The 14148-nt window shown below is 63.7% G+C and carries 7 protein-coding genes; all 7 read right to left on the minus strand.

Annotation, left to right across the window (positions count from 1 at the left end):
* Nucleotides 1-86 precede the first annotated feature (86 nt).
* The gene (locus tag H2037_RS06170; protein ID WP_292119112.1) at nt 87-1586 is read right to left on the minus strand and encodes a tryptophan halogenase family protein; all 1500 of its coding nucleotides are present in this window, start codon (nt 1584-1586) and stop codon (nt 87-89) included.
* Nucleotides 1587-1606: 20 nt separating this feature from the next.
* Nucleotides 1607-3562 carry a glycoside hydrolase family 3 protein gene (locus H2037_RS06175; protein WP_292119115.1) on the minus strand — a complete coding sequence of 652 codons (1956 nt, stop codon included), beginning with the start codon at nt 3560-3562 and terminating at the stop codon, nt 1607-1609.
* Between the two features lie 92 nt (nt 3563-3654).
* On the minus strand, nt 3655-6555 hold the full coding sequence (locus H2037_RS06180) for a TonB-dependent receptor (protein ID WP_292119118.1): 2901 nt from the start codon (nt 6553-6555) through the stop codon (nt 3655-3657).
* 122 nt (nt 6556-6677) lie between these two features.
* The gene (locus H2037_RS06185) at nt 6678-7946 is read right to left on the minus strand and encodes a glycoside hydrolase family 30 beta sandwich domain-containing protein (protein WP_292119122.1); all 1269 of its coding nucleotides are present in this window, start codon (nt 7944-7946) and stop codon (nt 6678-6680) included.
* Between the two features lie 221 nt (nt 7947-8167).
* Nucleotides 8168-9226: a LacI family DNA-binding transcriptional regulator gene (locus tag H2037_RS06190; RefSeq protein ID WP_292119125.1), complete on the minus strand. Its 1059-nt coding sequence runs from the start codon at nt 9224-9226 to the stop codon at nt 8168-8170.
* 368 nt (nt 9227-9594) lie between these two features.
* Nucleotides 9595-10908, minus strand: coding sequence for a metallophosphoesterase family protein (locus H2037_RS06195; protein ID WP_292119128.1), 1314 nt, complete (start codon nt 10906-10908; stop codon nt 9595-9597).
* A gap of 16 nt (nt 10909-10924) precedes the next feature.
* Complete coding sequence (locus tag H2037_RS06200) at nt 10925-14074, minus strand: TonB-dependent receptor (protein WP_292119131.1); 3150 nt, start codon at nt 14072-14074, stop codon at nt 10925-10927.
* Nucleotides 14075-14148: the final 74 nt, after the last annotated feature.

Consider the following 14148-nt stretch of genomic DNA (forward strand, 5'->3'; position numbering starts at 1 on the left):
GGATTCGGATGGGGTCTCCCATCATGACCCGTGCACGACGCAGCCGGCGGCCGACGGGCTCGGCCCCCGGAGCCCAACGGAACTCTTCATGAACTGCTGCACACTCGCGCAACATAGTCAGCGTGCGACGGCATGATACCCACGCATTGACCGATCACCTTCTCCACGTCGTGGAGGAAACGATGAATCTCTTCCTCTGGCGTCACATCGACCAGAGGATCGTAGCCTGTCGGGATGATCCCTTGCCCCAGCAGGACCTGGATCCAGCTCTCCTCGGCGAACAACTCGTCGTCCTCGCGGAAGATGCGACCGTTGGCGCGGAACAGGTCCACCTTGCGTTCCAGCGTGTCAGGCACATCCATGTCGCGGCAATACCGCCAGAACGGCGTGTCATCCCGTTCCGTCGCCTTGTAGTGCAGGATGATGAAGTCGCGGATGCGCTCGTATTCGAAATCGGTCTGGCGATTGAACTCGGCGATGGTCGCGGGATCGAAGCCGGCGTCCGGCATCATCCGCACCAGCCGGATCAAGACCGACTGGATCAGGTGAAGGCTGGTGGATTCCAGGGGCTCCAGAAAGCCGGAAGCGAGACCCGCCGCAACGCAGTTTCGGTTCCAGATCTTGCGCCGCTTGCCGGTGACGAAACGGATGCGGTTGGGCTCGGCCAGTTGTTCGCCGTCCAGGTTCGAAACCAGGATCTGTTCCGCCTCCTCGTCGTCCATGTAGCGGCTGGAATAGACGTGGCCGTTGCCCGTCCGGTGCTGCAGGGGAATACGCCACTGCCAACCGGCCGGGCGGGCGGTCGCGCGGGTATAGGGAGTGAACGGCTCCGTCCTCGCGCAAGGGACGGCCATGGCTCGATCACACGGAAGCCAGTGGGTCCAGTCCTCATAGCCGGTGTGCATCGCCTGTTCGATGATTAGGCCGCGAAAGCCCGAACAGTCGACGAACAGGTCGGCGGAAACCACCTCTCCATCCTCCAGGGTGACCGATTCGACGAAGCCGTCGTCGGGCCTCAACTGGACCGAGGCGACCTTGCCTTCGCGCCGCCGCACGCCGGCCGCCTCCGACATGGTCCGCAGGTATTTGGCGTAGAGGCCGGCATCGAAATGGAAGGCATGGGCGATGTGGCCCAGGGGCGAGGTCGGTCTCTTCGGATCCGCGCGCATGAAGCGGTTTTCGAGGGCGGCCGCCGTATTAATCGAATAGGCAGCGAGATCCGACGCCTTGCCGGCCTGACGCATCTTCAACCAGTATTGGTGACAGCGCAGCCATTCCAAGTCGCGGCCGATGACGCCGAAGCCATGGATATAGCTCGATCCGACCCTGTCCCAATCCACGAACTGGATACCCAGTTTGAAGCTGGCTTGGGTGCGCCGCATGAAGTCGTTTTCATCCAGGCCGATGAGATCGTTGAACGTCTTGATCGCCGGGATCGTCGCCTCGCCCACCCCGATCGTGCCGATTGCCTCGGACTCGATCAGGGTGATTTCATAGAGGCCCTTGAACAGTTTGGAGAAGAGGGCCGCCGCCATCCAGCCGGCGGAGCCCCCGCCGACGATCAGGATTTTCTTGAGCTGACGCAACGCCGTCGCCTCCCAGATTGTCAGTCGACAGGGTCGCAGGCGCCTGGCGTCGTCGGCAAGGGGAGATTGCCGGTGGTCGACGGTCGCGCATAGCTCAGACCGAAGCCCCGTGCGAACTGCACCACATCGCCGGCGTGTTCCCCGGTGCTGCAGGCCGATCCGGGCCAGGCGAAGGACAGCCGGCCGGTGAAGTCGTAACGGCCGCCCAGCAGCACGTCCGCCAGGCCCTCGCCCTCTGTGCCCGGCAGGAAGGCGGCGACGAAGGCGTCGGACAGGTTGATCAGGTCGTTGGCATAGGCCGGACGCCCGGAATAGAGCACCGACACGACCGGCACGCCCTTGCCCGAGACCGCATGCAGCAGGGCTAGGTCGTTGGGGCGACGGTGGCTGTACTGGATCGGGGCGGGGAAGCGGACGTCGCCGTGGTATTCGGCGTAGGGCGTCTCGCCCAGCACCACGACCACCTTGGCGAACTGGGTCACATCCACGCCTACGGCGTCGCGGGAATAGACGACATTGTCCGCGCCCAACTGCGTCTTCAGCGCCTCCAGCAGGGTGCTGCCAGTCGCGAAGTCGCCATTGACGTTCTCGGTCCCCTGCCACGTCAGCGACCAGCCGCCGGTCTGGTTGGACAGGCTGTCGGCGCTGTCGCCTACGACCAGCACCTTCTGACCCCGCGCGAGCGGCAGGGCGCCGTCGTCATTCTTCAACAGGACGACAGACTTGCGGACGGCCTCACGCGCCAGATCGGTGGCCACCACGGCGTCCGCCCGGCCATTGTAGCGGCTCTCCGACGGCGCGCGGTCGAACAGGCCCGACCGCATCTTTACACGCAGGATGCGGGTCACGGCGTCGTCGATGCGCGACATGGGAATCCGCCCGGCTTCCACATCGGCGATGGTGTTCTGAATGAAGGCCTTCCAGTCTTCGGGGACCATGATCATGTCGATCCCGGCGTTGACGGCCTGCGGGCATTGGGCCTTGGTGCAGCCCGACACCTGTTCGATGGCGTTCCAGTCGGACACCACCAGGCCGTCGAAGCCCAGACGCGCCTTCAGCACGTCCGTCAGTAACTCGCGGCTGCCGTGAATCTTGCCGTAGTCATGGCCGGCGGCGACGTCGTTCCAACTGCTGTAGGAGGCCATGACCGTCTGCACACCGGCCTCGATGGCGGTGTAGTAGCCCGCGCCGTGACGGGTGATCATCTGGGCGCGGGTCGAGCGCGTCTCGCCCTGGTCCTGGCCATTGAAGGTGCCGCCGTCGCCCATGAAATGCTTGGCCGTGGCGACCACGTCGCCGTCGCCGGTCAGATCGCCCTGAAGACCCCGCACCAGGGCCTCGCTGTATTCGGCGACCAGTCGGGAATCGCTGGAATAGCTTTCATAGGTCCGACCCCAGCGACGGTTCTCGCCGACCGCCAGCGTGGGCGCGAAGACCCAGGTGATGCCGGTGGCGCGCACCTGACGGGCCGTCGCCCGACCGATCCGCTCGATCAGTTCGGGATCGTGCGCCGCCCCCAGTCCGATATTGTGAGGAAACAGGGTCGCGCCCGACACATTATTGTGGCCGTGGACGGCGTCGGTCCCCCAGATCAACGGGATCTGCACCGCCATGTCGGTGCGCATCGCAGCGTCGTGATAGCGGTCCGACAGCGCCGCCCATTCGGCCACGTTGGCGTGCTTGTTCATGTCCGGCCAGGCGCCGCCGCCGTTCAGGACCGAGCCGATATAATACTGGGCCACCTCGTCCGCCGTGATGTAGCGCACATCCGGCTGGGTCATCTGCCCGATCTTCTGGGCCAACGTCATGCCGGCCACGATCCGAGCAATGCGGGCCTCCATGGCGGCGTCCGGTGCATACGGCTGCTGCAGGGTCGGCCAGTTCGACCCGTCCAGAGCCGCCGCCGGGGTCATCGGCGCCACGGCGCATCCGGCCAGCAGCAGCAGCGGGAGAAGCTTCGTCTTGCGGAAGGTCATGCGCCGTCTCTCGGTTACGCGTATCGATCAAAAAATAGGGCGAGACGGCGTGGCCGCCTCGCCCCAGAGGCTAAGGGCTAGGAGAGGACGCCCTAGAAGCGATAGTTGACGCCGAACAGGAACTGTCGGCCGTATTCCTCATAGGTTTCCGGCAGGGAGCCGCCGTCCGCAGTGGTCGTGCCGCCACTGTCGAGGCCAAGGCGCGTCCGATAGGGCGAGTTGGTCAGATTGTTCACCTGGAACAACACCCCAAGCCCTTCCAGAGGCCCTTGCTCGAAGGTGTAGCCGATCTGGGCGTCGATCTGCTCGTCATCGAGGATTTCAGTGTAACCGCGCGTCGCGAACAGTTGCACCACTTCGCCCTTGAAGGCTTCGCGGAACCGCTTGCTGATCCGCGCCTGGAAACCGCCGCGCTCGTAGTAGCCGGTGATGTTGTAGACGGTTCCCGAGAGACCGGCGATGCGGACCTCCTGGCCATCCGGCGCCGGATTCAGGTCCGACTCGGTGAAGGAGATGCTGCCCAGCATGCCCAATCCGTCCAGCGGAGCCCAGACCGTGCCGAAGTTCAGCGCGCCGCTGACCTCCAGCCCCTGCACCGTGCCGCCGTCGCCATTGGCCGGCAAGCTGATCTGGCCGATCGGGCTAATGGTCACGTCTGACGGGATCGACGAGGCCGTCGAAGGCAAAGGAATACCGCTGAAATCGAAGGTTCCGTTCTGGACGTAGATGTAGGTTTCCAGATCCTTGTAGAAGCCCGCGATCGACAGGTACGTGGTGGAGTCGACGTACCACTCATAGGCCAGGTCGAAGGCGTTGGCCCGCCACGGCTCCAGCTCTGGATTGCCGCCCGAGGCCGACCATGGATTGACGGTCGATCCCGGAGGACAGGGCTGGCCCGAACAGACCAGGGAGTTGAAGCCCGGCGTGACGTTCGCCCTCATCTCGTCCATGCGCGGCCGCGCCATGGTGCGCGAGGCGGCGAAGCGAAGCCGGTGACCGCCGCCCAGATCATAGATCAGATTGAGGCTGGGCAGGATGTCGAGATAATCCGCTCCTTTGGTGACCGAGATCGGATCGATGGGTGCACCCGGTTCGGTCCCGTTGATGACGACGCCGGTCGATTGCTGATCCTGGACGACGGCCTGCATGCCGACGTTGCCGCGCCAGTTTCCGCCCTCGAAGTCGAGCTTGACGAAGGCCGTGGTGACCTGTTCCTCGATGTCCCAGTTCTTGTCGAAATAGTTGGCGTCCAGGATCGGCGCACGATCGTAATAAACGTCCAGCGCGCGGCTCATGTCGACAGCCAGCACGTCGCCGAAGCCCGCCCAGGCCAACGACACCGGCGTCTCCAGATACTGCGGGTCGACATAGACCTGCTGGCGGCCGTTCTTCAGGAACAGGTCGTAGTCATCGACGCGCTTGGACTTCTCGCGCTTGGCGTGGTTCACGCCGGCGGTGAAAGTATTGAAGAAGCCGTCCATGTCGCGCTGGATCTTCAGATCCGCCGAGGTGATGCTCTCCTCCACGTCTGGGAAACGGATGGCGCCGTCGTGGCCCCAGCCGCCCCAGGGCGCGCGGTCGCCCAGCGAGACCTGCGAGGCGTCGGCATAGTCGAGGCCTTCCGAATAGGTCGGATAGCCGTCGTCGTTGACCGTGAAACCGATGACGTCAGTGGTGCGGCCGATGTTCGGCGTCCCCGGCGTCACGCCCCCCACGCCCAGCCCATAGCCTGCGTAGGTTTCCAGAATGGTCTCGCGACGCCGGTTGTTCGAATAGGACAGGTCCGCGACGATCCGCGTCCGGTCGTTGATCTCATATTCGGTATTCAGCCCAATCGAAAAGATCTCATCTTCACGAGTATTGTAGTCGTTACGCAGGATAGGCACCGCGTTGTTGATCGTGCCGCTGCGGCCGAACAGCGAACCGCCTCGTTCTTCGGTGACCACATCAGTGAAATAGGCGTCGTCGGCATAGGGATTGGAGAACCACTGCGCGCCGCGCGTAGTCTCTTCCTGTTCGAACTTGGAATAGTAAACGTCCAGGGTCGAATGAAGTTGATCGGTTGGACGCCATTCCAGGATGCCGATGACGGCGTCGCGCTGGTTCAGGCGCGATGTCGCGAACACCTCCTGGCCGTTGAGGAGCAGCGCGGTGTCGGCGCTATCGGGTTGAACAGAGTCAATAGTGCAGGTCGCGCCGGGTGCGCTCGGTTCGCACGCGCCGCCGAAAGCCTCGTAGCCATAGGCCTTGTAGTGCTTGTTCTGCGAGGGCGAATCCAGGTGGGCATAGCCCAACGCCACGCCCAATGTCCCGTCGGCCAACTGGTCGATATAGCTGATCGAGAAGCGGCCGCCGTAGTTGCGGACATCGTCGTTCAGCGCATCGTCTTCGATCATCTCGCCGCGCATGTTCACCGCCACAGCGCGGGTGCCGAACGCCAGCGGGCGGACGGTGCGCAGGTCGGCGGTGCCTGACAGACCCATGCCGGATACTTCAGCGTCCGGCGTCTTGTAGATCACCACGCCGGACAGAAGTTCAGACGGATACTGATCGAATTCGACTGCACGGTTATCGCCCGAGCTGGCCTGCTGCCGGCCGTTCAACAGCGTGGTGGTGAAGTCCGGGGCCAGACCGCGGATCGAGATCACCTGGGCCCGGCCGTTGACCCGCTGGGCGGCGAGACCGGGCAGACGTGCGATCGACTCGGCGATGGACACGTCGGGAAGCTTGCCGATGTCCTCGGCCGAGACCGCCTCGACGATCGAGGTCTCCCGGCGTTTCGTGGCGATCGAATCGGCAAGACCGCGTCGCAGGCCAGTCACGACGATTTCGTCGACCTCGGTCCCTTGACCCTCGTCCGTCACGGACGTGGTCGCGCTCTGTGCGACGGCCGCGCCCGGTATGGCCATGGCCAACACCAGGGCTGACGCCGTCAGGCGAAGACGGCTGCTGATTGGACGAATGGAATTGGACCCAGCAGATATGCTGCGCATGTGATCTCCCCTCACGTTTCCCTCGGCGTGGATCCAATAGACCGCACGTCATTATTTTGCGCGCGACACATTGGAAGCGCTTCCAACATATTATCGCCTCATCTGGTTTGCGCAACACAAGATTATCGAGGGCGGCTCCAAACGTAGGTTGCGGCGCTGTTTGAGGGCAGAATCGCCGGCGAACTGCGGCCAAATTCGCCGACTTCGAACGCGGCTTCCGAATCTGTTCCGTTCAGGACGATCACTACGCGGCTTCCGTCAGGATTGATGAAGCCGACCGCGTCCAGGCCGGACGGCGTCGTGACGGCGACACGGCGCGCGCCCTGTCGCACAAACCGGCTGGCATGACCGAAGGCGTAATATTCCTGGTTTCTTTCGACCGCGCCGGTGCGGCTGTCGATCGTCACCACTCCACGGCAGTCGCTGCATCCGCCAGCATGCGGCCCATGATTCTCATCCAGGGCGATGTTCCACATCAGCACCCCGCGCGCCTGGTTTTGGACCGCCCCGACGATTAGATTCTTCATCGTCCAGACGAAGCTGTCCTTGAAGTCAGCGGCCCACGCTCCTCCGGAGCATTCCGTGAAAAAGACGTCCTTGTCCGGATAGGCGTCATGGACTTGCGTCTGGGCGACGACGTCCCCCGCATAGCAGTGCCAGGCCACCCCGGAGACGTAGCGCCGGGCCATGGGATCGTTCAGCACGCCCAACGGTTGCTCCGGCTGATCCCAGTTGTGATCCCAGTCGAGAATTTTCGTCTGGAGCCCTTCCCGCTCCAGTCGTGGCCCCAGTTCGCGGCCAATGAAGCGCGCCCGCCCTTCCGCTCCCCAGCGCATGCCGGGATAGCTGTCCGGTTCGAAGTCCGGCTCATTTTGAATACTGATATAGTCCGTCGGCACGCCTTCAGCCGCCGCCGCCGCGATATAGAGCATCAAATAATCGGCGTAGGTCGAGTAGTACTCCGGCTTCAGCTGGCCCTGGATCATGGATCCGGTCGTCTTCATCCAGCCCGGCGCGCTCCACGGCGTGGCCATGACCTTCAGGTCGGGATTGATCGCCAAGGCCTGACGCACGGTCGGGAAGACATAGGTCTCCATCGGCGCCGTCGAGAAGGTCGAAAGCGTCGGATCTGGGGTCTCCGCAAGACTGTAGTGGCTCAGCGAAAAGTCCGACGCGCCGATCGTCACTCTTGTGAAGTCGAACCCCAGACCCTCGCCTTCCCGGCCGAACAATTCGCGGAGCAAGGCCTCGCGCTGAGCCTCGGACATCCGCGCCTGAACGAGATAGGCCGTCGCGTCCGTCACCGCGGCGCCGAAGCCGACCATGGTCTGAAGCGGCTGGTTCGGGTCAAGGATGATGGCTGGGCCTGATACGCTGACACCGTCACGCATCAGGAGCGGTTCGGATGCAAGCAACCGCGACCGGTCGCCCGTGGTGACCCATGCGCCGCCTTGAGACGAGGCGCATCCCGTCAACAGCGCCGCCAGTCCCAGAGCGAAAGTCGCCTTCCGCAAACCATTCTGCCTTGTCATCCCGGATCCTCCCTATGGACGCATCGAGGCGCCTCGTGGCTATTGGAAGCGCTTCCATCATGACGCAGTTGAGTGGGTCGTCAAGTCGTGCTGGTCGTCGTTTCCTGTGCCTGACCGGCGGATTCACGCACAACGACCGTATGGGGCAAGGTTCGGAAAAAGCATTCGCCCTGTGCTCCGCCGATCCGGCTCGACACCAACCGGACCGCCTCGCCGCCCATGGCCTTCAGGGGTTGGTGGACAGTGGTGAGAGGGGGCCAGACGATGGCGGACACCGGCGTGTCGTCGAAGCCCGCGATCGACAGGTCAGCCGGCACCTGCAGTCCGCGCGCATGCGCCACCGACAGCGCCCCCGCCGCCATGTCGTCATTGGCGCAGATCAGGGCGGTCGGCCGCGGCGACCGATCCAGCATCCGGGATGTGATCAATCCCCCGGACCGGAAGGTGAAATCCCCCCGCTCGACCACCAGCGTCTCGCCACTAAGCCCGGTTTCGCGCATGGCGCGCCTTACTCCTTCCAGCCGTCGTTCGGCGGACAGGTGCCCTGCGATGCCCCCTAGGTAGCCGATCCGACGATGCCCCAGATTCAGCAGGTGGCGCGCGATATCATGCCCCCCCGCTTCGTCATCTATGCCTACGCCGTCCACGATCCGGAGCCCGTCGCCGCCCGGAGAGATGGCCGCCAGATGAACGCCCCGCGCCCGTAGCCCCTCGATCAGTTCGGCATTGTCCGAAAAAGGCGGGGTCAGGATGGCGCCTTGGCAGCGCTGACTGGACACTGTCTCCACGATCTGCCGGATCGCAGCCGGATCATCCTGCGGCACATGGCGCGTGATCAGTTGATAGCCGGACTGAAGACACTCCCGAACGGCGCCTAGCTCCAGCGCCGAGGCGTAAAAGGAGTTGGGTTCGGCATCCAGATCCGAGGCGAGCACCAGGGCCAGGACGCGGCTCCCTCCTCCCGCCAGTGACCGCGCCTGCGGATTGACCCTGTAGTCGAGCGCCGCCACCGCAGCCAACACCTTGCGCCGCACCGGCTCTCGCACGTTCGGCCCGTCGTTGAGAACACGCGACACCGTCGTGCGGCCGACGCCCGACAGGCGCGCCACATCATCGATGGTGGGCTTCCTGGTCGACATCACCCCTCCGGCACAGACTTCATCTCTCGATGGAGCAGGACCGCGACCGCTGCAAGACCGCGTGCGGCACACGGTGTCAGCGGGGTTCGCGAGCAGCCTCAGTTTTCCACGACATCGTCGCTGCGCGTTGAACCGGGAATCTCGCCCAGCGGCAATGTTCGCCGGGGTTGGATCGTTGTAGCCGACGCTTGTTGAGCGGACAGCGATCATACGCCACGGCCTACATGATTGCGGCGCGCAACAGCCCACCCCGGAGCCAGAAAGGTTCGGAATGGGCTGTCGCCGCTTGCCCTCACCGAAGCGAATTGCCTCGGCAACGGCAAGTTTGTCGGCGGAACAGGGAGAAGCCCCGGCTCCGTCTATTCGTCTCAGTTCGGCAACGGCTCCTGCCTCGGCACGCCATCCTGCCCCTTGGAGAGACGGAATCCGTCGAGCAGACGTCCCGTGGCCGTAAACGCCCGATAGAGGATCGCGTCCTGGGACACGTCGAGCGTCTGGAAGGTCTGGGTCCGCTCGGCGGTGCGCTCCGCCCAGGTCAGTTCAGCCATCGGATACATCTTCGGTCCGGCGACCGAAACGACATAGGTCGAGCCGTGATCCGACCTGTGGCCTGGTCCCGCATTGCCCATCACGCCCTCGCCTATGGCGCCGCGCGCATAGCCGTGGTCGTGCGCCTGGAGCACCAGATCCACGCCATACTTGTCGATCAGCGGCTTAAGCGCATCGCGGACCCGCGCATTGTCCCGGTCGGGGTCGATCGAGAACAGGGGGAAATGCAGGAACAACACCGTCCAACGGTTGGGGTTTTCGGCCAGCAAACCATCGAGCCAACGGACCATTTCGCCCCGCATCGCTTCGTCGCCGTGAAACAGCGGTGCATCGATCGAGATCAGGCGCATGCCCTGATAGTCGACGGTCCAGGCGGTTTCCTTCAGGCGCTCCACGCCCGCCGGACCAGTTTCCGGCAGGGTGAACTGGCGACGCCATTGAGGGTTCAGGATCGGTCCACGACCGTATTCATGATTGCCCGGCGTGGGCATCTGCGGCGTCTGACCGTAGAGGAAGCCGCCCGAAGCGAACCATTCGCCCCATTCGTTGTCGCTGTCGTGCCGGTTGATCAGGTCGCCGGCATGGATGACGAAGGCGGCGTCGCCGGCCTTGCGGAAACCCATCCTCAGCGTACGGGACGCTTCGCTCAGGACGTTGTTCTGCATGTCCCCCATGTAGAGGAAGGTGAAGGGTTCGGGCGTCTCCGCCGCTGTCCGGAACTGCAGCCATTCCGACCAGTTCTGGCCCGACCCCACACGATAGACATAGACCGTCGCCGGTTTCAGCCCGGTTAACACCGCCGAATGATAGGCGGCCCGGAACTCGGCCGACTCGCGCACAGCCAGGGTCGCATCGTCGGTCGTCGCCGTCACGCGGACGGCCCTTGCGATGAAGTCTGGCCCGTCCTGAGCTTCCGCGAACTCCACCTGCCCACCCACGCCGGACGCCGTTCGCCAGGTGACGGCCATTTCGTGGGCCGGATTCGCCGTCAGGTTCAGGACGATCCGTTCGGGTTGCACAGTCGCCGGGGCGATCGGACGGTCGGAAGCCTGGACCGGCGCCGGCTCGGGACGCTGCTCGACCTGAGCCAAAACCTGCCCCCCGCTCAGAGCCGCGAACGCGGCTCCGAGCATCAATGCGGTCATGGACTTAGAAGACATAGGTCAGGCTCGTCGTGATCGAACGCCCATTCTTGATATAGGCGCGACTGGAGCCCGTGTTGGATCCTGCCGTGTTCCAGTAGGTATGGTTGTCGAAGAGGTTTTGCACCTGAAGCGAAGCCGTCGCGCCGCCCCACAGCTTGCGCCGCACGTTCAGGTCCACAAACTCATAGTCCTGCTCGTACGGATTGTTGCCGAAGTCCTGGATGCCTTCCAGGAATTCCGACTGATAGCTATAGGCCGCATAAGCCTCCCAGCCCGAGTACTGCCAAAACAGCTGTACGTTGGCGATCGCCTCAGGCGTCTCCATCAGCGGCAGGGTGTAGCCGTCCGGATGCCAGGAGATTCCCGTCTCGGCTTCCGATTTCTGCACCGTCAGGTTTACGCTCGTGCCCAGGCCGGACAGAGCGCCGGGCAGCCAGTGGAATATCTGCTGAGCGCTCATCTCGACGCCATACACCGTGGCCCATTTGCCGTTGTTCGGCATGGAAATGGTGACGCCGTTGGGGCTGACGTTCAGACCCGCCGTCCCGTCGCGGATGTTGCTGGACGAGGAGCGGAACAGGAAGTTCTGGATATCCTTGTAGAACAGGCCAACCGAATAGGCGCCGGTCTTTCCGTTGTAGCGTTCGATCGACAGGTCGTAGTTGATCGCCCGCATCGGCTTCAGGTCCGGGTTCCCCTGTTCAATGGCGACCAGCAGCCATTCCGAGGTGGGGTTTGTCTTACCATCGCCGTCGGGATCGACATCGTAGCTATACTCCCGCGAAGAGGACATGCGGGCGATGTCGGGGCGCGCGAAACTGGTCCAGATCGCGGCACGGATCATCGTGCTGCGATCAAGCGCATAGTTCAGATGGATCGACGGCAGGACGTTGACGAAGTCGCTCTTGTCGGTGGTGAAGCCCGCACCCTGCACCCGGTCCAGCGCATAGGCCGAGATGTCGTTGCGGGTGCTTTCGACCCGAAGGCCGCCGAGGATCTGGGCGTTGCCGAACCGCGCCGTACCCATCAGATAGGCGGCCAGGATGTCTTCCTTGAACTCGAAGCTGTCCTCGCCGTTCAACTCAGCCTGCGAAGGGTCGGTGGCGAAGCCTTCGAAGAAATCGCTGTCGCCGTTCATGGCGCGCTGCAGCTCAGCCAGCATGGCCTGATTGTCGATCACCGTGCCCAAGCGGTAGAGACCGGTGTATTCCCCATCGAACAGATCGGTGACCTCCTTGCCGAAGAAGGGCGAGAAGTCGGCCAGGGTGCCTTCGGCGTCCAGGTCCAGGAACTCGCCATTATAGGTCGAGCGTTTGGACGAATAGAATTTCGCGCCGCCCTTGACCGAGTCCAACCAGGCGGAAGCCGGCTTCCATTCGACGTTGAACTGGCCCTGCCACAGTTCTTCTTCGGCACCTCCGACCTCGCCGGACAATCCGGCGTAGTTGTATTGGGCCGGGTCCTGCACCGCCGCCATGCCGGCGTCGTTCAGAACCCATTTGGGGAAGCGGCTGTCGCCGAAGTTGACGACGTCGACGCCCTTGTTGCCTAGCCAGCCGTACTTGTCGCTGCGGAACTCCATCTCGTAGCTGTCGTCGGTATTGTCCTCGGACTTGGCGTAGGACAGGTCGTAGTCGGTCTTGAAATCTCCGAAGCGGCTGACGCCGCCGAGGTTCAGCGACATCACGGTGCCGGTCTCGCGCGAGCCTTCCCAGAAGCGACGCAGGCGGAAGCCCTGCGGGTCCCAAGTCCCGGAAGCGCCGTTCAAAGTATAGTAGGAACGGGTCGAGCGGTCGGCGTCGGTGATGATTCCGTCGCGGTCACGGTCGACGATCTGGGCGGTCGTATAGGAGTAGATATTGCCCCGGACGGGGTCAGACCCGATGATGGAGTCGTAAGGATTGGCCAAACCCGTGACGCTGGTGTCCACCTGCGACAGGCGCGCCGAGTTCCGACCGGTGTCGTTGCGGAAGTTCAGGCGGTTGCCGAATTCATCCTTGGTGTATTCGTTGTAGTTGCCGCGAAAATGGAAGTCGTGGTCGCTGCCACGATAGTCGAGACTGGCGTTCAGGCCCTTGCGTTCGACCTCGGTCTCACCGAAGCCCAGGTTCATGCCGCGTAGCACGAAGCTGTCAGTGTCCCAGCCCAGGCTTTCGCTGTTGGCGTACCAGACGGGCGGCTGGTTATCGCCATCGACGCCGTTCTGTTCGAACTGCGACTTGCGGCGCGACCAGCTCGCGGTGACGAAGACGCCCCAGTTGTCGTTGAACTGTTGGCCGAACGACCCGGAGATCTCGCCCGAGGTCTTGTCGTCGAACTTGTCGAGCATGCCGGCCGAAGCCGACAGAACGCCATAGGTCTTGTCGTGATCAAAGGCCGTCGGCGTACGGATGTCGATGGAGCCGCCCAGGGCGTCGCCGTCGCGATCTGGCGTCAGGCTCTTGATCACCGTTATGGAGTCGATGCCTTCCGGCGGCAGGAAGCTGAGGCGAACGCCGCGATAGAAGTTGTCGTTGGGCGAACCGGCGCCGCCGATACGGACGCCGTTCATGGTGTAGTTGTTCAGCTCGGTCGACAGGCCACGTATCGTGATCCGGTCCCCCTCGCCCGTCGTGTGATTGCGCACAGCATTGACGCCCGGCAGGCGTGACAGTGATTCTGCGATATTGTTGGCCGGCAGGTTCCCCATGTCGTCGGCGCTGATCACGTCGGAGATGAAGTCGGCGTCGCGCTTGGCGTCCAGCGAGCGCAGCATGCCGGCGGCGTAGCCGATCACCTCCACCTCCTCGACCACGGCGGCGCCGCTCGGGGTCGAGATATCCGCCGATTGCCGCACCAGGGTGATCACGCCACGAATCTCACGCGCCTCCACGCCTGAGCTGGCGATCATGCGACGCAGCGCTTCGCGCGGCGCCATCGACCCCGAAACCGGCCGAGAATTCAAGCCCCGGGTGACACTGGGGTCGTGGACGATCTGCAGCCCGGTCTGCCGCGAAAGGGCGCGCAGGGCCTGATCCAGGTCCTGCGCAGGCAGATTGATGCTGACCCGCGCCTCGGCGCTCGGCGTGACCTGCCAAGCTTGCGCCGGCGCCGCTGCGGATGCGAGAACGGCCGCGGCCGCTGCGGCGAGCAGCGCGGTTTTGCGATACGACATAGAAACATTCCCCCGAGGCCGAAAGTGACCGCTACAGGGGAAGACGACGCCGTCCGCGAACCTGACAGCCGTCG

Origin of the sequence: Brevundimonas sp., assembly GCF_013912065.1 — a bacterium.
In the GTDB taxonomy this organism is placed as follows: Bacteria; Pseudomonadota; Alphaproteobacteria; order Caulobacterales; family Caulobacteraceae; genus Brevundimonas.